Here is a 21,411-nt window from a genome sequence, read left to right as displayed (position 1 = left end):
CCGGGGGAATGTCAGGCGCCGCTCTCGCGGAGCATGTCCTCGCGCTCGACGATCTTCACGCGCTCACGGCCCTGCGGCTCGCCCAGCGCCTTCTCCGCCGCGTCCAGGCGGTACCAGCCGTCCCAGGTGGTGTAGCGGACGCCGCGCTCGGCGAGGAACGCGTCCACGGCCTCGGGGTCCGGGGAGCCCGGTGTGCCGAGCCGCCCGCTGGCGTAGTCGTCCAGCAGATTGGCCACCGTCTCGTTGGCGTCGCCCTTGGTGTGCCCGATCAGACCCACCGGACCGCGCCGGATCCAGCCGGTGACGTACGTCGACGTCAGGTGCTCGCCGGTCTCCTGGATGACCCGGCCGCCCTCGTCGGGGACGGTGCCCGAGTCGATGTCCCAGGGCAGCTTGGGCAGCTTGTCGGAGAGGTAGCCGACGGCGCGGTACACCGCGGTGACGTCCCAGTCCTTGAACTCGCCGGTGCCCTTGACGTTGCCGGTGCCGTCGAGGGCGGTGCGCTCGGTGCGCAGGCCCACGACCTTGCCGTCCTCGCCGAGGATCTCGGTGGGCGACTCGAAGAAGTGCAGGAACAGCTTGTGCGGGCGGTCGCCGACGTCGCGGATCGCCCAGTTCTCCAGGGTCTTGGCGACCATGTCGGCCTGCTTGTTGCCGCGCCGGGTGGCGATCGAGCCGTCGTCGTAGTCGATGTCCTCGGGGTCGACGATGACCTCGATGCTGGGGGAGTGGTCCAGCTCGCGCAGCTCCATGGGGCTGAACTTCGCCTGGGCCGGGCCGCGGCGGCCGAAGACGTGGATCTCCATCGCCTTGTTGGCCTTCAGACCCTCGTAGACGTTCGGCGGGATCTCCGTGGGCAGCAGTTCGTCGGCCGTCTTGGCGAGGATGCGCGCCACGTCCAGGGCGACGTTGCCGACGCCGAGCACCGCGACCTTCTCCGCCTCCAGCGGCCAGGTGCGGGGCACGTCCGGGTGACCGTCGTACCAGGACACGAAGTCCGCGGCGCCGTAGGAGCCGTCCAGGTCGATGCCCGGGATCGGCAGCGCGCGGTCGGCCATGGCGCCGGTGGCGAAGATCACGCCGTCGTAGAAGGCGCGGAGGTCGTCGAGGTGCACGTCGGTGCCGTAGTCCACGTTGCCGAACAGCCGGATCTGCGGCTTGTCGAGCACCTGGTGGAGGGCCGTGATGATGCCCTTGATCCGCGGGTGGTCGGGGGCGACGCCGTAGCGGATCAGTCCGAACGGCGCAGGCATCCGCTCGAAGATGTCGATGGACACGCCGGGGTCGGCGGCCACGTCGGACTTGAGCAGGGCGTCGGCGGCGTAGATCCCGGCGGGGCCGGATCCGACGATGGCTACCCGCAGGGGGCGGGGCATGGTCAGGTTCCCTTCGAGCGATGACAAGCGTCTCGTGGGGAAGCCTAAACTGAGGCTTGCCTTACCTGGTACGCGGGTCCGGTCTATGGGCCCATAAGCCGACCTTATGCCATGTCCCGAGGTGATCTTATGACATGACGTCGGCGGTCTACGGCAGGTTCTGCTCCGCCCAGATCACCTTGCCCGCGGGCAGATAGCGGGTGCCCCAGCGCTCGGCGAGCTGCGCCACAAGGAACAGCCCGCGCCCGCCCTCGTCCGTCATGGTCGCGTACCGCAGGTGCGGGGCGGTGCTGCTGCTGTCGTAGACCTCGCAGACCAGATGGCGCTCGTACAGCATCCGCACCTGGATGGGGGCGCCGCCGTGCCGCATCGCGTTCGTCACCAGCTCGCTGAGGATCAGCTCCGTGCCGAACGTCAGCTCGTCCAGACCCCACTCCGCGAGCTTCCGCGTCACCGCCGCCCGCACCTCGCCCACCGCCGCCGGGTCCGACGGCACCGGCCACTCGGCGATCCGCCCGGCGGGCAGCGCCCGGGTCCGCGCCACGATCAGCGCGACGTCGTCGGCCGCCTTCCCCGGGCGCCGCGAGTCCAGCACGGCGCGGCAGGTCTCCTCCGGGGACTCCCCGGCGCCCGCCAGCGCCTCCCGCAGCCGCTCCAGACCGACGTCGATGTCGTGCTCGCGGTCCTCGACCAGCCCGTCGGTGTACAGCACCAGCCTGCTGCCCTCCGGCAGCTCCAGCTCCGCCGACTCGAACGGCAGCCCGCCCAGGCCCAGCGGGGGGCCGGCGGGCACGTCCGGGAACTCCACATGCCCGCCCGGCCGGACCACCGCCGGCGGCGGATGACCCGCGCGCGCCACCGTGCAGCGCCGCGACACCGGGTCGTACACCGCGTACAGGCAGGTCGCCCCGATGACCGGGGCCACGTGCTCGTCCTGCGCCTCGTCCTGGTCGATCCGGCCGACCAGCTCGTCCAGCAGCGCGAGCAGCTCGCCCGGCGGCAGGTCCAGTGCGGAGAAGTTGTGCACCGCCGTGCGCAGCCGGCCCATGGTGGCCGCCGCGTGCAGACCGTGCCCGACGACGTCCCCGACCACGAGCGCCACGCGGGCGCCGGACAGCGGCAGCACGTCGAACCAGTCGCCGCCCACCCCGGCCTGCGCCGGCAGATAGCGGTAGGCGATCTCCAGTGCGTTCTGCGCGGGCAGCGTGCGCGGCAGCAGGCTGCGCTGCAGCGTCACCGCCATGCTGTGCTCGCGCGTGTAGCGGCGGGCGTTGTCGATGGACACCGCGGCCCGCGCCACCAGCTCCTCCGCCAGCGCCAGCTCGTCCTCGTCGAACGGCTCCGGCTTGCGTGAACGCCAGAAGCTGACCACGCCCAGGACCAGCGAGCCGGCCCGCAACGGCACCGTGATCAGCGAGTGGATGCCGTACTCGACGACCTGGGCGGAGCGCTCCTTGTCCTGCGCCTGCCAGCCGGGCGCCTCGTCCAGCCGGGGTTCCAGGACCGCGCGGCCGGCGGCCAGGCTCCGGCCCTGCGGGGACGACTCCACGAACCGGATCTGGTGGTCCCTCGGATAGAGCGGGGCGTCCTCGTCGACGCCGGTCCGGGCCGTGCGGCGCAGCGCGGCGGCCGCGTCCGGCTGCCCGCCCGCCAGCACCGACTCGAACAGGTCCACGGTGACGAAGTCGGCGAACCGGGGCACGGCCAGGTCCGACAGCTCCTGCGCGGTCCGCGCCACGTCGAGGCTGGTGCCGATGCCCACGCCCGCGTCGTAGAGCATGTTGAGCCGCTCGCGGGACTCCTCCGCCCGGCCGGACAGCGCCCGCAGCTCCGTGGTGTCGCGGACGGTGGTGACGCTGCCCCGGTGCCGTCCCGCCGGGTCGGTGGGCCGCTGGTTGACCGCGAGCAGCCGGTCGCCCACCGGAAGCACCTCGTCCGTGGCCATGCGGCCGGAGGACAGCAGCTCCGTCGTGGCCGGATCCAGACCCAGATCCCGTACGTGCCGGCCCTCGGCGTCCTCGGGGAGGCTGAACAGGCGGCGCGCCTCGTCGTTGGAGAGCAGCAGGGTGCCGTCGCCGTCGAGGATCATCACGCCCTCACGCACCGCGTGCAGCACGGCGTCGTGGTGTTCGTACATGCGGGTCATCTCGTGCGGGCCCAGACCGTGGGTCTGGTGCAGCAGACGTCTGCTGATCAGGGCCGCGCCCACGGTCGCCAGGGTCAGCGCGGCGAGCGCCGCGCCCAGCACCAGCGGCAGCTGCGCCTCGGCCGCACCGCCGACGTTCTCCAGCGTGATGCCGGCCGACACCAGGCCGACCACCTTGCCGTCCGGATCCTCCACCGGCACCACGGCCTGCACGAGCCGCCCGATGGTCCCGTCGATCTCCTCCACGACGGGCTCGCCGGCCAGCGCGGGCCCGAGGGTGCCGACGAACTGCTTGCCGATGCGGTCGGGCCGGGGGTGCGTGTAGCGGATGCCGTCGGTGTTCATGACCACGATGAAGTCGACCCGCGACCGTTCACGGGCGGCCTCGGCGCGCGGCTGGAGCACGGCCGTGGGGTCGGGGGAGTCCAGGGCCTCGACCGTGCCGGGGGCGTTGGCGAAGGCCTCGGCGACGGCGAGGGAGCGGTTGCGGGCCTCCTGGGCGCTGTCCCGCTGCGCCTGCAGCACCAGCGCCACCACGGCCGCGACGACCAGCAGCAGCACCATCACCAGGAGCAGGACGAACACCTGTCCGGCGACGCTGCGCCCGCTCAGCACCGACCGCAGCCCCGCCATCGGATGCCACCCGGAGCGGCCGCTCTCCTGCCGCCGGCGCCGCACGGAAGCCGCCGCGCCGGCCCGCTGGGGCGACCGGGTCCGGGATCGACCCATGAGTCGGACCATGTGCCATGTCTACACTGCCGCGCGAATCGAGGCGAGGGTAGGCCGCGGGCGGCGGCGCCTTCCGCACCCACGGTTCGCCCGTCAGGGGCGCGGGGAACTGCGCGACCCGCCCCGACGGCGCGGTGGCTGCCCCTTCACCGCGGGTGGCAGCGTCCTGGTCGGGCGCGGCGCCGTGGGGGTTGTTCGCGCAGTTCCCCGCGCCCCTGGGTGTGTACTCGCACCGGCATGGAAGACCTGGGGTGCGCCGGACGTGGGCGCGCGGTTCGAGGGTGGGCGCGGCGCCGTGGGGGTTGTTCGCGCAGTTCCCCGCGCCCCTGAGGGTGTCCCCTGGGGGTGTACTCGCACCGGCGTGAAAACGGTGCACGCGTGCTTCGCGTGCGTGTGCGGGTCGCGCGCGGTCTCCCCCTCGGCCGCGCGCGACCCTCCCCCCGACGCGCGACTCGTCCCCCGAGCAGTCGCGCGTCATCTCACCCGGGCCCGCCCGTGACAGGGGCGTCCCGGAGTCCTCGTGCCCTGAGGCGTGTGCCGGCGACGGGAGGGAAGCCGGCGTTTCAGTCGGCCAGCGCCCGCGCCAGCTCCGTGCTGGCGCGCGCGATCTCCGTGTCCGGCTCCGACAGCAGCCGGTTCAGTTCGCCCCGCCGGGCCCGTACCGCCTGCCGGGCGGCCCGCTCCCACACCACCGGGTTCTCACGGCGGTTGAGCAGCTTGGGGTACGCGGCCGCCGTGCTCTCCCATTGCCGGGCGTCGGCGATGGCCTTGAGGAGCTGGATGATCCCCGCCCGCACGGTGACGTGCGGCAGCTGGGCCAGCTCCCAGAGGAACGGCACCGTGGCGGCGGTCGCCTGCTCCGTGACGAAGCCGTACTGGCAGATCCGTTTCCTCAGATCCTCGAGGGCGGCCCGGGCGGTGTCGGCGTCGCCCCAGGCGATGCCGTTGAGGAGCAGGGGAACGGCGGCCGCCGATCCGGTGGAGTCCTGCATGTCGGCCCACGGCACCTGGGACAGGGACGTGAGGGGCGTGGACCGTGCCACTCCGGTGGGGGACGTGTGGCGCACTGGGCGCTCGCTGCTCGGCTGTTCCGTAGAAGCGCTGCGCATGGCGTGGGTGCCTTTCCGCGGCAGTCGTGTCAGGTGGGCGGGCGGGTGGACAACCGGGCCCACACCGTCTTGCCTGCCGGGACGGCGGGGAACCAGCCCCACGCTTCGGACAGGGCGTCGACGATGCGCAGCCCCCGGCCGTGCTCCTCCAGGTCGGCGTCCGAGCCAGGAGGCTGCCGCACGGGCGGGCGGTCGTCGGGGTCGGTGACCGTGAGCAGCAGGTGCGCCGGCTCCAGACGGAACCCCAGCCGTACGTCCGGCTCACCCGGGCAGCGTGACGCCGCGTGCAGGACGGCGTTGGCGGCCAGCTCGGTCATGACCAGGGCGGCGTCCTCGCTGCACCGGTGCAGCGACCAGTCCCCGAGGGTGTCGCGGGTGAAGGACCGCGCCCGCGCGAGGCCCTCCCTGCTGCAGGCGATGCTCACCGCCGCGTGGGGGGCGGCGGCGGGCACCGTCTGCAGTGGGGACCCGTCCTCGTGCGGCACCGCGGGCAGCGGACCGAAAGGCCCGGCGCCGCCACCACCTGCCGGTAAGACGGCCGGGGCCGTCGGCCGGAGCGTCATGTGCACAGGTGATGACACGGCATCTCCTCGATGCGACGTCAGGACGGGGCGCTCCCACGGGGGTTGACGCCACGGCTATTATCCACGCTGTCAGCGCTCGCGTGCAATTGCACGGGAAATTGCGCGAGAATTTTCGCCAGGTGCGGCACGGCCGTGCGGGGCGGGACGAGATCAGCAGCGAGGAGACAGCGGTGCCTGGAGTGCGGAACGGAGTGCGGGCCAGCCAGTTGGACGCCCGCTGGATCAAGAGCCGGCACAGCAACGCCGAGGGCAACTGCGTCGAGGTCGCGCCGCTGTCCGGCGGTGACGTCGCGATGCGCAACTCCCGGGACCCCGACGGTCCGGCCCTCGTGTACACCGCCGCGGAGCTGGCCGCCTTCCTGGCGGGCGCCAAGGACGGCGAGTTCGACCACCTGGTCGGCTGACGGGCCACCTCGATCCGATGACGGGCCGCCGCGCCCGCTCACCGCGCGCGCCGGACCGGGCGGCCGACGCCGGGGAAAGCGGAGTCCAACTGCCCCATTTCGATCGGCATTTCGCATCCGGGTGCGGTGAGGCGGCGTCAGATGCGATAGTGTGAATCGCCCTTGTGCCGGTCTGCTGGGAGTCAGGATGTCCGCCGCGTCGCATCGCATCTCCCGTCTGGAACCCTACCTGGACAGGCCCGAGCCCGCGCCGACCTTGCTCAAGATGCTGGTGGGCGTGCAGTTGGCCGGTTTCCGTGAGGACGCCGGACTGTCCCAGGACCAGGCGGCCCGCTCCGTCGGCTTCAGCGGGGCCAAGCTGTCCCGCATCGAGTCCGGCAAGGGCCGCCGCCCGCCGACCGAGACCGACGTCCGGGCGCTGCTCGAGCTCTACGGCACCGACGACTACGAGGCCTCCGTCCTCCTCAAGCTGCTCCAGCGGGCCGGTGAGCCGGGCTGGTGGCAGCGGTACGACAAGCGGCTGATGCCCGAGTGGTTCGACCGCCTGGTCGGACTCCAGGAGGCCGCCGCCACCATCCGTACGTTCGAGATCCAGTACGTCCCCGGACTGCTGCAGACCGCCGACTACACCCGCGCGGTCGTCGAGCGCGGACTGCCCAACGCCCCGGCGAGCGAGGTGCAGCGCCGGGTCGAGCTGCGCATGCGCCGGGCCCAGCTGCTGTTCCGCGAGGACGCCCCGCAGCTGTGGGCCGTCATCGACGAGTCGGTCCTGCTGCGTGTCCTCGGCGACCGCACCGTGATGCGCGACCAGCTCGACCACCTCGCGAGGATGGCCGAGCGGCCCAACGTCACCCTGCAGATCGTCCCGCTGAACGTCACCAACGCCTCGGCCCCCGCCATCCCGGTGACCTATCTGCGCTTCGGCGGACTCGACCTGCCCGACGTGGTCTACCTGGAGCACATCCGAAGCGCCAACTTCCTCGAGGACCGCGACGAGACCGAGGAGTACCGGATCGTGCTCGACCGTCTCGCCGACGAGGCGCTCACGCCCCGCGAGTCCGTCGAGATGCTGCGCCGCACGATAGAGGAACGCTACGCGCGCCAGTTGTGATCCCGGTCCAGGACCTTCCTGGCCCAGGGCCCTCTTCCTGATGCGGGACGAACCGACGCCCCTCCCGGTGCCACGAGGTCCGGGTAGGGGCGTCGCCGGGTCGTGAGGGTTACACGGGAAGCCGGCCCACGCCGCCGAACTCGATCCACTCCTGGGTGAGCTGGCGGGGCGCCACCTCCGTGTCCGGACGCCAGGTGGACACCTCCACCAGGCCCGGCTCCAATATCTCCAGACCGTCGAAGAGGACCTCGACGTCCTTCTCCGTACGGACCCTGCCCCAGTTCCCCTGCGTCACCTGGTCCATGAAGTCGGTGACGAACTCGCGGACCTTCGCGTCCTCGCTGACCAGCTGGCACATCACCATGAAGCTGCCCGGAGCCAGCCGCTCCCGCACCCGGTTGGCGACGGCCGCAGGACCGTCGGTGTCACTGTCGGGGATGCAGTGGAAGACCGAGTTGAACAGGACGCACACCGGCTCGTCGAAGTTGATCAGCCGCTGGGTCTCGGTGTGGCCGAAGATCCCGTCGGTGTCGCGCATGTCCGCCTGTATGACCACCGTGCGCTCGTCCTGCTCCAGCAGGGCCCGTCCGTGCACCAGCACCATGGGGTCGTTGTCGACGTACACGACGTGGGTGGTGGGGTCGATGCGCTGCGCCACCTGGTGCACGTTGTCCTGCGTGGGCAGGCCGGAGCCGTGGTCCAGGTACTGCCGGATGCCGTACTCCTGGGTGAGCGTGCGCACCACGCGCTGCAGGAAACGGCGGTTGTTCAGGGCCAGGCGGCGGGTGCTCGGCACCACCTTGTCGAGCTCCTCGACCGCGGCGCGGTCCGCAGCGTAGTTGTCCTTGCCGCCGAGGTAGTAGTCGTACATACGCGCGGCCGTCGGCACGGTTGCGTCGATCTCGGTGGACAGCTGCTTACCGGTGTGCATCGTTCCCCCTGCGGAGTGCCGCGCCAACTGGACTGGCTGGACAGGAAATACATCCTAGGGAGGGCCGTACGGCCCTTGCCAGCCCGTCGCCGAACAAGGCCACGAAGGAATGGTGAAGGAGTGTCAGATCGTCACACTGAGTTGCATGACGTGTACGTGGTGTGATGGTCTGATCGATGGGAGGGTGGGTACCCGCCTCCGCGACATCCCCGCACCGTGGAGGCCGGACCACCGTGGACAGCTCACCGGACCGGATCACCAACCCCTGGGGCGCGCGCACCCCTTATGCGCCCGGCGACCCCTGGCCGGTCCGCACCGACCTGCACCTCGCGGACGGGGTGACGGAGGAGGACGTCGAGCGATGGGTGCCCTCCGCCTCGATCCTGCACTCGAACGGCGACGCCATGGACATCGCCGTGCGCGGCGGACGCATCGTCGGCGTCCGCGGCCGCGCGGCCGACCGGGTCAACCGCGGCCGGCTCGGCCCCAAGGATCTCTACGGCTGGCAGGCCAACCACGCCCCGGACCGCCTCACCCGCCCCCTGGTCAGGGAGAACGGCCGCCTCGTCGAGACCGACTGGGACACCGCCATGGACCGCGTCGTCTCCCGCACCCGGGCCCTGCTCGACGACCGCGGCCCCGGCTCCGTCGGCTTCTACACCAGCGGGCAGCTGTTCCTGGAGGAGTACTACACCCTCTCCGTCCTCGCCCACGCCGGCGTCCGCACCAACCACCTCGACGGCAACACCCGGCTGTGCACGGCCACCGCCGCCGAGGCACTCAAGGAGAGCTTCGGCTCCGACGGCCAGCCCGGCTCGTACGAGGACATCGACCACGCCGACACGATCGCCCTGTTCGGGCACAACATGGCCGAGACGCAGACGGTGCTGTGGACGCGCGTCCTGGACCGGCTGGAAGGCTCCGACCCGCCCCGGCTGCTGTGCGTCGACCCCCGGTACACCCCCGTCGCCCGCCACGCCGACGTCCATCTGGCGCCGCGCCCCGGCACCAACGTCGCCCTGCTCAACGCCCTGCTCCACGAGATCATCCGCACCGGCCGCGTCGACCGCGCCTACCTCGACGCGCACACCGTCGGCTACGACGAACTCGCCGCCGGCGTCGAGCGCTGCACCCCGCGCCGGGCCGCGGAGATCTGCGGTGTCCCGGCCGCCGAGATCGAACGCGCCGCCGACCTCCTCGGGGACGCGAAGCGGCTGACCTCCACCGTTCTCCAGGGTGTCTACCAGTCCCACCAGGCGTCCGCCGCCGCCGTGCAGGTCAACAACCTGCACCTGATCCGCGGCATGCTGGGCCGTCCCGGCTGCGGGCTGATGCAGATGAACGGCCAGCCCACCGCCCAGAACACCCGCGAATGCGGCGCCGACGGCGACCTCCCCGGCTTCCGCAACTGGCAGAACGATCAGCATGTGACCGAACTGGCCGAGCTCTGGAACGTCGAACCGGACGGCATCCCCCACTACGGCCCGCCCACCCACGCGATGCAGATGTTCCGCTACGCCGAGCAGGGCTCGCTGCGCATGCTGTGGATCTCCGGCACCAACCCGGCCGTCTCCCTGCCCGAACTCGGCCGGATCCGTTCGATCCTCGCGCAGGAACGCCTGTTCGTGGTCGTGCAGGACCTCTTCCTCACCGAGACCGCCCAGCTCGCCGACGTCGTGCTGCCCGCCGCGACCTGGGGAGAGAAGACCGGCACCTTCACCAACGCCGACCGCACCGTCCACCTCTCCGAGAAGGCCGTGGACCCGCCCGGCGAGGCCCGCGCCGACCTCGACATCTTCCTCGACTTCGCCGCCCGTATGGACTTCCGCGACAAGGACGGCGGCCCGCTGATCCCCTGGCGCGACCCGCAGGGGGCCTTCGCCGCCTGGCAGCGGTGCAGCGCCGGCCGCCCCTGCGACTACACCGGCCTCAGCTACGACAAGCTGCGCGACGGCGGCATTCAGTGGCCCTGCACCGAGGACGCCCCCGACGGCACCGCGCGCCTCTACACCGACGGCTTCGACCACGCCCACCCCGACCGCTGCGAGAGCTACGGCAAGGACATGGTCACCGGCGCTCCCGTCACCCCCGTCGAGTACCGCTCCCTCAACCCGGACGGCAAGGCCGTGATCAAGGCCGCCGAGTACGTCCCGCCGCACGAGGACGCCTCCCCGGAGTACCCGCTCCAGCTCATCACCGGCCGGACCGTCCACCACTTCCACACCCGCACCAAGACCGGCCGCGCCCCCGAGCTGAACGCCGCCGCCCCGGACGTCTGGGCGGAGATCTCCCCGGCGGAGGCCGCCACCCAGGGCCTGGCCGACGGCGACCTGATCCAGGTGACCACCCCGCGCGGGGCGCTCCGGGCCCGGCTGCGGACCGTGGCGATCCGCGACGGCGTGGTGTTCGTGCCGTTCCACTACGGCTACTGGGACACCCCCGAGGGCCATCGGCCGCCCGACGGCCTCCCGGGACGCGCCGCCAACGAGACCACGGTCACCGACTGGGACCCGCTGTCCAAGCAGCCCCTGTTCAAGACGGCGGCGGCCCGCGTCACCCTCGTCACCCGGCGCGGCACCCCACCACGGCAGAACACGGACGACGCGAGGACGGGGAGCTCGGCATGAACGGCATCGGCGTCACCCTGCGCGCCCTCCACGACGGTGAGCGCGACCTGGAGACGGACCTCCTCGCCGTCGCCGAGCGGCACCGCACCGAGCACGAGGTGCACCACGTCGCCACCGACGTCGCCCGCTGGTCCCGCGAGCACGCGGCCCGGCTGGCCGCCCTCGGCGCCGACCGCGGCGTCGAGCTGTCCGGCCCCCGCGACCACACCCCCGGCGCGCTGACCGCCCTCCGCGAGAAGGCCGCCCAAGCCCTCGGGCGACGCCCGGAGACCGGACTGCTCCTGCTGGGGGACCTGCGCGACCTGCACCTGGCCGCCGTCCGCAACAGCCTCCACTGGGAGATGCTCGCCCAGACCGCACAGGCCACCCGTGACCGCGAACTCCTCGACCTGGCGACCGACTGCCACCCCCAGACCCTGCGGCAGATGCGTTGGACCAACACGATGATCAAGGTGCTGTCGCCGCAGCTCCTCGTGAGCGTCTGACCTGCCCCGAGTGGGTTTCGCGGCGCGTCCGGGGAGGGGTTCACAGCGCGCCTGCGTGACCGTCCGCGCCCCGCTATCGTCGGTTTCGTCCCCACGGGACGTCGGCCGCCGACGGGCGGCCGGCCCGGCCGGAACCCCCGGGAGGCGGGCACCATGGACGGCTACTACGACCTCGGCTCCTACGGACGGCCCGTGTCGACGACCTCCCCCGAGGCGCAACTCTGGTTCGACCGCGGGCTGATGTGGACGTACGCCTTCAACCACGAGGAGGCGGTCGCCTGTTACCGGAAGGCCGCCGACGCCGACCCGGGCTGCGCGATGGCCCACTGGGGCATCGCCTACGCCCTCGGCCCGAACTACAACAAACCCTGGGAGGCGTTCGACCCCGAGGACCTCGACCGCACCGTCGTGCGGACCCACGCGGCCGTCGAACGCGCCCACCGGGCGGCCGAGGCCCGCGCGACTCCCGTCGAGCGCGCCCTCGTCGAGGCGCTGCGCGCCCGCTACCCGCAGAACCGCCCCGCGCAGGACTGCTCCGTCTGGAACGATCCGTACGCGGACCGCATGCTCGCCGTGTACGAGAGCGCACCCGGCGACCCCGACGTGGCCGCGCTCTGCGCCGACGCGCTCATGAACCTCACACCCTGGCAGTTGTGGGACCTGAGGACCGGACGCCCCGCCGACGGCGCCCGCACCGTGGAGGCCAAGGAGGTGCTCGACGGCGCGCTCGCCACCGAGTCCGGCGCCCACCACCCCGGCATCGTGCACCTCTACATCCACCTCATGGAGATGTCCCCGACACCGGAGGCGGCCCTGACCGTCGCCGACCGGCTGCGCGGGGCCGTGCCCGACGCCGGGCACCTGCTCCACATGCCCTCGCACCTGGAGGTGCTGTGCGGCGACTACCGCCGCGTCGTCTCGGACAACACCGCCGCCGTCGCAGCCGACGAGAAGTACCTCCAGCGGGCCGGCGCGATGAACTTCTACACGCTCTACCGCTGCCACAACCACCACTTCCGGATCTACGGCGCCATGTTCGCCGGACAGTCCGAGGCGGCCCTGGACGCCGCCGCCCGGCTCGAGGCCGCCGTACCCGAGAAGCTGCTCCGGGTGGAGAGCCCGCCCATGGCGGACTGGCTGGAGGCGTTCCTGGCGATGCGCTTCCACGTCCTGATCCGCTTCGGCCGCTGGGACGACATCCTCGCCCTGCCGTTCCCCGACGACCCCGGGCTGTACTGCGTCACCACCGCGATGCTGCACTACGCCCGCGGCATCGCCCTCGGCGTGAAGGGCGACACCGAAGGCGCCGACGCCGAGCGGGAGAGGTTCCGCGCGGCCGTGGACCGCGTCCCCGAGAGCAGGATGCTGTTCAACAACACCTGCCACGACATCCTCGCCGTCGCCTCCGCGATGCTCGACGGCGAACTCGCCTACCGCAAGGGCGACCACGACACCGCCTTCGCCGCGCTCGAACTGGCCGTCGAACGCGACGACACCCTGCCGTACGACGAGCCGTGGGGCTGGATGCAGCCCGCCCGGCACGCCCTCGGAGCGCTGCTCCTCGAACAGGGCCGGGTCGCCGAGGCGGAGGCCGTCTACCGGGCCGACCTGGGCCTCGACGACACCCTGCCCCGGCCGCTCCAGCACCCGAACAACGTCTGGGCGCTGCACGGCTTCCACGAGTGTCTGCTGCGCACCGGCAGGACCGGCGAGGCCGCGATCGTCGCACGACAGCTGCGGCAGGCGGCGGCGCTGGCGGACGTACCGGTGCGCGCGTCCTGCTTCTGCCGTCTCGACACGCACGACCCGGGAGCGGGGGAGCACGCCCACGGTTCAGGAGAGCACGCCTGTCACTGAAGCGGCGCCGGCGGACCCGGACGGTGCCCGGGCCCGCCGGCGCCGGCGGGGGCGGTCGTGGCTCTCAGCGGGACGCCACGACGGCCTGGAACGACTTCATGCAGGTGAAGCAGTGCCGGTCCGTCGTGTCGCGCCGTGGCGATTCCTCCTCCTTCTCCACCCCGCACAGCGTCGAGGTCTTGTCCGGGGTGAGAACGTGCCAGACCGGCTCCCCCGAAGTGTCTGCACCGCACCACATCTCGTGCATTCCCAGCTCCCTCCGGGTAGGCATGGAGGCCGCTTCCATACCAGCACGGCGGGCGTCCGTCGGGCTCGTCCGGCGGTCCAGTCGGGTGACACGCGGTCCCGGCATGCATACACGACGGCAGGGACGGATCCTGGAGGCATGAGGAAGCCTCCGATCGTGGTACACCCGCCGCTCGGCTCGGGCGGCCGGCGCGTCACCGTGCGCGGAGAGATCGTCGGCCTCGCCTACTCCGACCGCGACGTCGTGGAGTTCCTGCGCCGCGCGGGGCTCCCGGAGGGCGAACAGCTGCTGGACGACCCCGCCTGGGTGAAGTGGGTCGGCGGCCGGGCCCACGTCTACGACGCCGCATAGAACGACGGCGCCCAGGAACCGGGGGCGCCGTCGCCGCCACCGTCAGCGCCGACTCCGACGGTGACCGTACCCGCCCGGGTACCCCGGCCCGACGCACCCATGCACCCGGTGCGGGAACCGCGCGTTCACCCCCCACCGGTCCGCGGCCGAACGCCGACATCAGATCCTTCCGAGGCGCCCCCGCCCAGCCGCCGCGAGACGGCCCGCAACAGTTGGTCCAGCACCACCTCGTCCCTCCGCCGCCGAGGCCGGGCCAGCCCCACCCGGGACGGCGAGAGCCCGTGGACCGGACGGAACACCACATCCGGGCGGGAGTGGAAGCGGGCCGCCGACGCGGGGGCCAGTGCCACGCACCCGCCGGCCACCGCTCCCAGCCACTCGTCGGGACGGCTGGTCACGGCGCCGACCCGGACGGGGTGCTCGTCGTCCCTTTCCTCAGCCCCCAGCCAGTGGTCCCTCCAGGTTCCCGTCCCGGCCCCGGCCGCGACGAACGGCTCGTCCCACAGTTCGCGGAAGTCCACCGTCTCGCGGATCGCCAGCGGATGCCGGGCCGGCAGCAGCACGCCACGCTCCTCGGCGAACAACTCCCGCACCTCGAAGCTCTCCTGGCCGGGGAACGGCAGCCGGACCACCGCGGCGTCCACCTCCCCCCGGGCCAGGCCCGCGCTCGGGTCGGACCAGTCGAACTGCCGCAGCTCCACCCGCCACTCCGGCCGGGCGCGGCGGAACTCGGCGACGACCTCGGGGACGGCCCCCACCGCGCCCGCGTCCAGGAAGCCCAGGCGCAGTACCCGCGCCGCCCGGCCGGTCGCCCGCACCGCCTCGTCCCATCCGTCCAGCAGCGCGGGCACCCGGGAGGCAAGCTCACACCCGGCCTCGGTCAGCGCCATCCCCGACCGCGAACGCGCGAAGAGACGTACCCCGAGATCGTCCTCCAGGCGCCGGATCTGCTTGGTCAGCGCGGGCTGCGAGACGAACAGCCGCCGCGCGGCCCCGGTCAGGCTGCCCTCCTCCGCCACCGCGGCGAAGTACCGGAGCAGGCGCGTGTCCACATCCATGCTCCCAGGTTATAGAAGCAGGTATTGGACGGTGCGGAGCCGCCCGCGAACCCTGGAGACATGACCGGTATCCCGCTCGTGCTTCTCGTCGTCACCGTGCTCACCGCCGCCGTCAACGTCGCCATGGCCGTCGCCGACCTCGTCGGGGCGCGCTTCGTGCTCGCCAACTCGGCGCAGGTAGGGGTTCCTCGATCGTGGCTTCCCTGGCTGGCCGTCCTCAAGCTGGCCGGCGCGGCGGGCCTCCTCCTCGGCGTCCTCGTCGGCGCACTGCGCCCTCTCGGTGCGGCCGCGGCCTGCGGTCTCGTCCTGTTCTACCTGGGCGCGATCGCCTTCCACCTCCGCGCCCGCGTACTGCACAACCTGGCGTTCCCCGCCTTCTACCTGGCCACCGCAGCCGCGTCGCTGGCCCTGACGGCGTCCTCCTGAGGCGACAGAACGAACCCCGCACCCCACCCCCTCCCACAAGACCGGTGATTTCACCGGTCCCCACCCACCCCCTCCCCACCGACAGTGGCACCGCCAGTCAAAAGGCGCCGCCCAGGCCGGGCACGGCTCCCCAGCCCACGCAGTGATCCCGTGCACCGGCTGACCCGGCGACCGCCATGACAGAGAGGACCACTCGTCGTGCAGCTGCACCCCCACACCAGCAGGCGCGGGACCGGCCGCCTGGCCGGCCTCACCGCGGCGCTCGCCGCCGTCGTCGGCCTCAGCACCCTCACCGGCCCCGGCGCCCACGCCGCCGACAACCCCTACGAGCGCGGCCCGGCCCCCACCGAGTCCAGCATCGAGGCCCTGCGCGGCCCGTACGCCGTGTCGCAGACCTCCGTGTCCCGGCTCTCCGCGACCGGCTTCGGCGGCGGCACGATCTACTACCCGACCACCACCGCCGACGGCACGTTCGGTGCGGTCGCCATCTCGCCCGGTTACACCGCCCTCGAGTCCTCGATCTCCTGGCTGGGCCCGCGCCTCGCCTCCCAGGGCTTCGTGGTGTTCACCATCGACACCAACACCACCCTCGACCAGCCCGGCTCCCGTGGCGACCAGCTGCTGGCCGCACTGGACTACCTCACCCAGCGCAGCTCCGTCCGCAACCGCGTCGACAGCAGCCGGCTGGGCGTCATGGGCCACTCCATGGGCGGCGGCGGCTCCCTCGAAGCCGCCAAGACCCGGCCGTCCCTCCAGGCCGCCATCCCGCTGACGCCCTGGAACCTCGACAAGACCTGGCCCGAACTCCGCACCCCCACGCTGATCTTCGGCGCCGACGGCGACAGCATCGCGCCCGTCTCCAGCCACGCCGAGCCCTTCTACACCAACCTGCCGTCCTCCCTGGACCGGGCGTACCTGGAGCTCAACAACGCCACGCACTTCACCCCGAACTCGTCGAACACGACGATCGCGAAGTACAGCGTTTCGTGGCTGAAGCGCTTCATCGACAACGACACCAGGTACGAGCAGTTCCTCTGCCCGCTGCCGCGGCCGAGCCTGACGATCGAGGAGTCACGGGGCAACTGCCCGCACACCTCCTGACGAACGCCCACCGGTGGCGGTCCGCGCGCTGCGCGGGCCGCCACCGCCGTTGTGCGCGGGCACCGCGGCCCGCCGCCGCACTTGGGCCACGGCACAGTCCGAGACGGACGTCACGCCGCAAAAGCCGCTGATAACGCGGCCGTTCATGTTTCATCCGGTCGCGGACGTATACCTTCCGCACGACCTTACGCGTGAGTAAGGTCGCAGGAATGACCGGATCGACGACCGCGCGGCAGCGGCTGACCGCCGAGCTGCTGGACGCGCTGCGCACCGACGGCGGCGTCCGCGTCGTGACCGGTGAACCCGGTTGCGGCCGTACCACGTTCCTCGATCACGCCGCCCGCATCTTCCGCCCGGGCCCGGTGCGGTACGTACGCGCCGCACACGAGCTGGACGAGGCCCTTGGGACCGCCGGCCCGCTCCTCGTCTGCGTGGACGACGCCGACCTGTGGGACGCCCCGTCCCGCGCCGCGCTCGCCCGCACCGCCGCGCGCGTACGGGAGACGGCCGTGCGCACGACGCTCCTGCTGACGGTCGCCGCCCACCGCCCCCCGCCCCCGGAACTGGCGCATCTGCCTGTCCTGCGCCTGGGCCCGCTCCCCCCCGTCGACGCGGCGCTGCTGATCCGGGAGCACGCGGCCGGAGCCGTCGCCGCTGCCGTCGTCGAGGAGCTGATCACGGCGGCCGAAGGCAACCCCGCGCTGCTGCTGGCGCTGGTCAGGCGTCTGTCGCCGGCCCAGCTGAGCGGGCGCCGTGCCCTGCCCCGGCCGCTGGCCGACGGTGAGGTGCTGGCCGACGTGGCCGGCGACCGCTTGCCCGACGACCCCGGCGGCCTGCTGCTGACCACGGCGGCCGCGGCACGGGCGACGGGGGAGGAGGACGCGGACGCGGCACTCGTCCTCCGGGCGGCCCACGCATCCGCGAACGCCCCTCTGCCCGGTCTGTTGACCCGCAGCGAGGGCCGACTCCGTTTCCGCAGCGCGCTGACGGCCCGAGCGGTGTACGCCCTCGCCACCCCGGAGGACCGCCGCGCCGCGCATCTGGCCCTGGCCGAGGCCGCGACGGACGCGCGGGACCTCCTCCCGCTCCTCCACCGCGCATGGGCGGTGACCGGCCCCGCCCCCACCCTGGCGGCCGCCTTGACGTCGGCGGCGACCGACCCGTCGTCCACCGTGCCCCCCGCCCTCCGCCGCAGGGCTCTGGCCCGCGCGGCCGACCTCACCCCGGACGAGGCGGAACGCGCCCGCTGTCACCTCGCCGCCGCCGAGCAGGCACTCCTCGCCGGTCACGCCGCCGACGCCCTGCGCCTGCTGGACCGGGCCCGCGGCCGTTCCGTACCGGCGTCGGTGCGCGGAGGCGCCGAACTCCTGCGTGGCGCGGTCCTCCTGGCCGACGGTCCGGTGGAGGACGCCCGGGAATCCTTCCTCCTGGCGGCGGACCTCCTGCCCCCGCCCGCCGCGGCCCGCGCAAGCCTCGGCGCGGCGGACGCGGCCTGGTCCGCGGGCGACCCCACCGCCTGCCTCTCGGCCCTGGCCCCCACCCGCACACCCCCCACGCTCCCCTTGGCAGAAGCCTGCGTCCGGGTCCCGCAAGGACCCGCTGCACACGACGAACCCGCCCGCCGTGGCGGGCAGCCGTGCCTCCCCGCAACCCCCGGAGACCCGGGGGGACCCCCGGCGGCACAGGTGGGCGCAACGGCACCCCGTACGGCGGGAAGGACAGCCGGCAACCCCCCGTCGGTCGGCGATCCCTCCCGCGACCACCGCGACGGCATGCGCGCCGTCCTCCTCGCCCGCTTCGACCTCGCCACCACCCCCCTCCGCCGTGTCGTCGAGAACGGCCTGCACGGCACCGACCCCGACCACCTCCTCCGCTCCGCCGCCGCAGCGCTGATGCTCGGCGACGTCACCTCCGCCCGCCGTGCGGGCGCCCGCGCCCTCGCCGCCGCCCGCACCTCCGGCTCCGCCTCCCTCGAACCCCGCGCCCTCGAATACCTCGCCTACGCCGAACTCCGCGCCGGCCGCCACCAGCTCGCCCGCACCCACGCCGAGGAAGGCCTGCGCACCGCCGAGCGCGCCGGACAGCGCAACACCGCCGCCCACCACCACGCCGTCCTCGCGCTCGCCGCGTCCATCGAGGGCGAGTTGGACCTGGTCGCCGAGCACGCCGAGGCGGCCCTGCGCACCGCCCGCCGCCACGGGCTCGCCCAGGCCGCGACCCTCGCGCACTGGGCCGCGGCCCGCGCCGACCTCGGCGCCGGCCGCCCCCGCGAGGCGGCCGGGCGGCTCGGCCCGCTGGTCCGCCCCGGAGCCCGCCGCGGCCACTTCGCGGTGTGGATGCTCGCCGTCCCCTGCTTCGTGGAGGCCGCCGCGTCCGCCGGACGACCCCAGCACGCGGCGGCGGTCGTGGAGGACTTCGCCCTGTGGGCGGCCTGCGGCGCGGACCCGCAGGCGCCCTCCCAGCTCCTGCGCTGCCGCGCCCTGCTGGCCGGCCCCGACACCGCCGGCGAACTGTACCTGCGCGCGCTCGACCAGCACGACGACAGCGTGGGCGACTTCGAACGCGCCCGCACCGAACTCCTCTACGGCAAGTGGCTGCGCCGCAGGCGCCGCCTCCGTGAGGCCCGCACCCGCCTCGAGGAGGCCCGCCTCGGCTTCGAACGCTGCGGCGCGCCTCTCTGGGCGCAGCAGGCCGCCGCCGAACTCCGCGCGGGCGGCGCCGCCCCGAACGCGGCCCCCGCCGCGTCCTCCGGCGCCGGCGGTCTCGCCCGCCTCACCCCGCAGCAGCTGCGGATCGCCCGGTACGTCGCCGCGGGCGCCACCAACCGGGAGGTGGCCCTCAGCCTCTCCGTCAGCACCCGCACCGTCGACTACCACCTGCGGAACGTGTTCGCCACGCTCGGCCTCCGTTCCCGGGTCGAGCTGGTGCGTCTGGTCGAGCGGGAGGAAAAGACCGGTGCACGACTCTAGGGACCGACCGGACGGTATGCCATCCTTCGGGGCAGGACGAGTCCGACGGCGGCCGGCCCGCGGGCTCCCCGTACCTGCCGGGCGCCGGTACGGGGCCGCCGCACGGGCACCGCCCGGAAGCCCGACCCTGGGGGGAATGAGCGATGCCTCACGCCGTACGGCCACGAACCCTGCTGCGTCCCGGACCCGTGCCCGCGCCGCGGTCGCGGACGCCACGCGTGCGGTCGCTGATCGACGCCGACGCGCTGCGTGTGCTGCACCGGGCCGCCCGCATCCTGCTGGACGACCTGCCGCAGCTCACCGACCGGCTGGTCGCGGTGCTCCAGGAGCAGGAGCCGGCCTACCGCACCGCCGTCGAGGGCGACGCCGTCGCCACCTGGCAGGAGGTGCACCGCTCGCTGCGGCACAGCATCTCCTCGCTGCTGGACCCGCGGGGCGCCCGTGACGGGGCGCGCCGCTGCTCCTGGAAGATCGGCGCCACCCGCGCCGAGCAGGGACTGCCGCTGGACGCGGTGCTGCACGCCTTCCGGCTGGGCGGCTCGCTGGTGTGGCAGGGCCTGGTCGACGAGACGTCCCGGGCGGCGCCGGAGGACGTACGGCTGCTGGTGCACGTCGCGTCCGACGTGTGGGAGTTCGTCGACGAGCACAGCACGATCGTCGCGGACGCGTACCGGCAGACCGAACGGCAGATGGCGTGGCGGAGGGAGAACAGGGTGCGCCTGCTCGCCGCTGCCCTGCTGGACGGCACCAGCAGGATCGCCGACCTGCCCGAGGCGGCCGAGGCGCTGGACCTGCCCGAACACGGCCGGTACGTGGTCGTCGCCGTCGAGGGGACGCGGTCCGCGGGGTGTACGGGCGCCCAGGCGGCCCTCGCCCCGGGTGTGCGCGTGCACTGGCACACCGGTGTGGACGCCGACCACGGCATCGCCCTCGTCGAGGGCGACCCGGCGGTGATCGTCCCGGACGAGCAGCCGCCCGGGGTGCGGGTGGGCGTCAGCGGCGCCGTCGACGGACTTGCCGCCGTGGGGGAGGCGCGACGGCTGGCGGACACGGCGCTGCGGCTGTGCCCCGAGGCGGGCGGCACGGTCCGGCTGACCGAGCACCTGCCGGCGGCGCTGGTCGCGTCGAACCCCGACCTCGCCGCGGCGCTGGCCGACCGGCTGCTGGGCCCGCTCGCCGCCCTGGAACCGGCCGACGCCGAGGTGCTCCTCGACACCCTCGCCACCTGGCTCGCCTGCGACGGCTCCGCCCAACGGGCCGGCCGCCGCCTCTACTGCCACCGCAACACCGTCCTCAACCGCCTCCGCCGCTACGAACAGCTGACAGGCCGCAACCTCTCCCGCCCCACGGACCTGGTGGAAACCACCCTGGCCCTGACAGCCCACAACCTCTTCCACCGCCAAGGGACCTAGCACACCCCGAAGGGGGCGCGGGGAACTGCGCCACCAGGCCCACGGTCCCGCACCCGCGACGAACGGGCGGCGAAGCGCCCCGAAAGGGGGCGCGGGGAACTGCGCGCTCAGCCCCCACCGCCCCGCACCCGCGACCGAACGCAACCGACCCGCCCCTCGGGCGCGGGCACCGCTGCCCGTCCCGCAGCCGGATGCGCCCGAAGGGGCGCGGGGAACTGCGCGACCAGGCCCCACGGCCCCGCACCCGCCGACGAACCGCCCCGCCCCTCGGGCGCGCGGCACCGCTGCCCGTCCCGCAGCCGGATGCGCCCGAAGGGGCGCGGGGAACTGCGCGACCAGGCCCCACGGTCCCACACCCGCCGACGAACCGCCCCGGAAGGAGGCGCGGGGAACTGCGCGCTCGACCCCCACCGCCCCGCACCCGCGACCGAACGCAGCCGACCCGCCCCTCGGGCGTACCGGACAGCGAGCCGCCCGCATGGGCACCC

Annotated in this window: 17 protein-coding genes; 10 read left to right on the top strand and 7 right to left on the bottom strand. The window is 73.5% G+C overall.

What is annotated here, in order from left to right; genetic code table 11:
- Positions 1-11: 11 nt before the first annotated feature.
- From ELQ39_RS02560 to ELQ39_RS02545, 4 genes are all read right to left on the bottom strand, one after another.
- On the bottom strand, positions 12-1,376 hold the full coding sequence (locus ELQ39_RS02560) for an FAD-dependent oxidoreductase (RefSeq protein WP_225625676.1): 1,365 nt from the start codon (positions 1,374-1,376) through the stop codon (positions 12-14).
- A gap of 148 nt (positions 1,377-1,524) precedes the next feature.
- Positions 1,525-4,155: a SpoIIE family protein phosphatase gene (locus ELQ39_RS02555; RefSeq protein ID WP_190002281.1), complete on the bottom strand. Its 2,631-nt coding sequence runs from the start codon at positions 4,153-4,155 to the stop codon at positions 1,525-1,527.
- A gap of 659 nt (positions 4,156-4,814) precedes the next feature.
- On the bottom strand, positions 4,815-5,360 hold the full coding sequence (locus ELQ39_RS02550; protein WP_190002051.1) for a hypothetical protein: 546 nt from the start codon (positions 5,358-5,360) through the stop codon (positions 4,815-4,817).
- A 29-nt stretch (positions 5,361-5,389) separates the two neighbouring features.
- Positions 5,390-5,923, bottom strand: a complete 534-nt coding sequence (locus ELQ39_RS02545) for an ATP-binding protein (protein WP_190002052.1) — start codon at positions 5,921-5,923, stop codon at positions 5,390-5,392.
- A 191-nt stretch (positions 5,924-6,114) separates the two neighbouring features.
- Here ELQ39_RS02545 and ELQ39_RS02540 point away from each other — a divergent pair, with 191 nt between their 5' ends.
- Complete coding sequence (locus tag ELQ39_RS02540; RefSeq protein WP_102642031.1) at positions 6,115-6,348, top strand: DUF397 domain-containing protein; 234 nt, start codon at positions 6,115-6,117, stop codon at positions 6,346-6,348.
- Between the two features lie 187 nt (positions 6,349-6,535).
- A complete protein-coding gene (locus ELQ39_RS02535; protein ID WP_190002053.1) occupies positions 6,536-7,459 on the top strand; it encodes a helix-turn-helix domain-containing protein in 924 nt (307 codons plus the stop codon).
- 109 nt (positions 7,460-7,568) lie between these two features.
- Here the strand turns inward: ELQ39_RS02535 and ELQ39_RS02530 are convergent, their stop codons facing one another.
- Positions 7,569-8,390, bottom strand: a complete 822-nt coding sequence (locus tag ELQ39_RS02530) for an SAM-dependent methyltransferase (protein ID WP_242590840.1) — start codon at positions 8,388-8,390, stop codon at positions 7,569-7,571.
- Between the two features lie 233 nt (positions 8,391-8,623).
- Here ELQ39_RS02530 and ELQ39_RS02525 point away from each other — a divergent pair, with 233 nt between their 5' ends.
- The 3 genes from ELQ39_RS02525 to ELQ39_RS02515 all read left to right on the top strand — a co-directional run bounded on the left by ELQ39_RS02525 (position 8,624) and on the right by ELQ39_RS02515 (position 13,359).
- Positions 8,624-11,017 carry a molybdopterin oxidoreductase family protein gene (locus ELQ39_RS02525; RefSeq protein WP_242590839.1) on the top strand — a complete coding sequence of 798 codons (2,394 nt, stop codon included), beginning with the start codon at positions 8,624-8,626 and terminating at the stop codon, positions 11,015-11,017.
- Entirely contained in the window at positions 11,014-11,502 is a 489-nt protein-coding gene (locus tag ELQ39_RS02520; RefSeq protein ID WP_242590838.1) for a hypothetical protein, read from the top strand. The genes ELQ39_RS02525 and ELQ39_RS02520 overlap by 4 nt, the downstream gene beginning before the upstream one ends.
- Positions 11,503-11,655: 153 nt before the next feature.
- A complete protein-coding gene (locus tag ELQ39_RS02515) occupies positions 11,656-13,359 on the top strand; it encodes a tetratricopeptide repeat protein (RefSeq protein WP_242590837.1) in 1,704 nt (567 codons plus the stop codon).
- Between the two features lie 64 nt (positions 13,360-13,423).
- Here the strand turns inward: ELQ39_RS02515 and ELQ39_RS02510 are convergent, their stop codons facing one another.
- Positions 13,424-13,606: a hypothetical protein gene (locus ELQ39_RS02510; RefSeq protein WP_242590836.1), complete on the bottom strand. Its 183-nt coding sequence runs from the start codon at positions 13,604-13,606 to the stop codon at positions 13,424-13,426.
- A 138-nt stretch (positions 13,607-13,744) separates the two neighbouring features.
- Between ELQ39_RS02510 and ELQ39_RS02505 the strand changes: the two genes are divergently transcribed.
- Positions 13,745-13,957, top strand: a complete 213-nt coding sequence (locus ELQ39_RS02505) for a hypothetical protein (protein ID WP_175445900.1) — start codon at positions 13,745-13,747, stop codon at positions 13,955-13,957.
- A gap of 125 nt (positions 13,958-14,082) precedes the next feature.
- On the opposite strand, the gene ELQ39_RS02500 is transcribed toward ELQ39_RS02505, so the two are convergent.
- Complete coding sequence (locus ELQ39_RS02500; protein WP_242590835.1) at positions 14,083-15,015, bottom strand: LysR family transcriptional regulator; 933 nt, start codon at positions 15,013-15,015, stop codon at positions 14,083-14,085.
- 60 nt (positions 15,016-15,075) lie between these two features.
- Here ELQ39_RS02500 and ELQ39_RS02495 point away from each other — a divergent pair, with 60 nt between their 5' ends.
- The 4 genes from ELQ39_RS02495 (at position 15,076) to ELQ39_RS02480 (ending at position 20,923) form a co-directional block, all read left to right on the top strand.
- Complete coding sequence (locus ELQ39_RS02495) at positions 15,076-15,441, top strand: DoxX family protein (RefSeq protein WP_225639833.1); 366 nt, start codon at positions 15,076-15,078, stop codon at positions 15,439-15,441.
- A gap of 198 nt (positions 15,442-15,639) precedes the next feature.
- Positions 15,640-16,542: a bis(hydroxyethyl) terephthalate hydrolase gene (bdeA, locus tag ELQ39_RS02490; RefSeq protein WP_225625685.1), complete on the top strand. Its 903-nt coding sequence runs from the start codon at positions 15,640-15,642 to the stop codon at positions 16,540-16,542.
- A 209-nt stretch (positions 16,543-16,751) separates the two neighbouring features.
- A complete protein-coding gene (locus tag ELQ39_RS02485; RefSeq protein ID WP_242590834.1) occupies positions 16,752-19,511 on the top strand; it encodes a helix-turn-helix transcriptional regulator in 2,760 nt (919 codons plus the stop codon).
- Positions 19,512-19,654: 143 nt separating this feature from the next.
- The gene (locus tag ELQ39_RS02480) at positions 19,655-20,923 is read left to right on the top strand and encodes a helix-turn-helix domain-containing protein (protein ID WP_242590833.1); all 1,269 of its coding nucleotides are present in this window, start codon (positions 19,655-19,657) and stop codon (positions 20,921-20,923) included.
- The last annotated feature ends 488 nt before the right edge of the window (positions 20,924-21,411 follow it).

It is taken from the genome of Streptomyces sp. GB4-14 (genome assembly GCF_022696125.1).
Classification (GTDB): Bacteria; Actinomycetota; Actinomycetes; order Streptomycetales; family Streptomycetaceae; genus Streptomyces; species Streptomyces werraensis.
The sequence above is the reverse complement of the archived record's forward strand: the minus strand, read 5'-3'. Positions and strand labels throughout refer to the sequence as shown.

What these genes read in the sequence shown, in the direction of transcription:
- ELQ39_RS02560 (WP_225625676.1), bottom strand. Translation starts at nt 1,376, where the DNA reads ATGCCCCGCCCCCTGCGGGTAGCCATCGTCGGATCCGGCCCCGCCGGG.
- ELQ39_RS02555 (WP_190002281.1), bottom strand. Translation starts at nt 4,155, where the DNA reads ATGGCGGGGCTGCGGTCGGTGCTGAGCGGGCGCAGCGTCGCCGGACAG.
- ELQ39_RS02550 (WP_190002051.1), bottom strand. Translation starts at nt 5,360, where the DNA reads ATGCGCAGCGCTTCTACGGAACAGCCGAGCAGCGAGCGCCCAGTGCGC.
- ELQ39_RS02545 (WP_190002052.1), bottom strand. Translation starts at nt 5,923, where the DNA reads ATGACGCTCCGGCCGACGGCCCCGGCCGTCTTACCGGCAGGTGGTGGC.
- ELQ39_RS02535 (WP_190002053.1), top strand. Translation starts at nt 6,536, where the DNA reads ATGTCCGCCGCGTCGCATCGCATCTCCCGTCTGGAACCCTACCTGGAC.
- ELQ39_RS02530 (WP_242590840.1), bottom strand. Translation starts at nt 8,390, where the DNA reads ATGCACACCGGTAAGCAGCTGTCCACCGAGATCGACGCAACCGTGCCG.
- ELQ39_RS02520 (WP_242590838.1), top strand. Translation starts at nt 11,014, where the DNA reads ATGAACGGCATCGGCGTCACCCTGCGCGCCCTCCACGACGGTGAGCGC.
- ELQ39_RS02515 (WP_242590837.1), top strand. Translation starts at nt 11,656, where the DNA reads ATGGACGGCTACTACGACCTCGGCTCCTACGGACGGCCCGTGTCGACG.
- ELQ39_RS02510 (WP_242590836.1), bottom strand. Translation starts at nt 13,606, where the DNA reads ATGCACGAGATGTGGTGCGGTGCAGACACTTCGGGGGAGCCGGTCTGG.
- ELQ39_RS02505 (WP_175445900.1), top strand. Translation starts at nt 13,745, where the DNA reads ATGAGGAAGCCTCCGATCGTGGTACACCCGCCGCTCGGCTCGGGCGGC.
- ELQ39_RS02500 (WP_242590835.1), bottom strand. Translation starts at nt 15,015, where the DNA reads ATGGATGTGGACACGCGCCTGCTCCGGTACTTCGCCGCGGTGGCGGAG.
- ELQ39_RS02495 (WP_225639833.1), top strand. Translation starts at nt 15,076, where the DNA reads ATGACCGGTATCCCGCTCGTGCTTCTCGTCGTCACCGTGCTCACCGCC.
- ELQ39_RS02485 (WP_242590834.1), top strand. Translation starts at nt 16,752, where the DNA reads ATGACCGGATCGACGACCGCGCGGCAGCGGCTGACCGCCGAGCTGCTG.
- ELQ39_RS02480 (WP_242590833.1), top strand. Translation starts at nt 19,655, where the DNA reads ATGCCTCACGCCGTACGGCCACGAACCCTGCTGCGTCCCGGACCCGTG.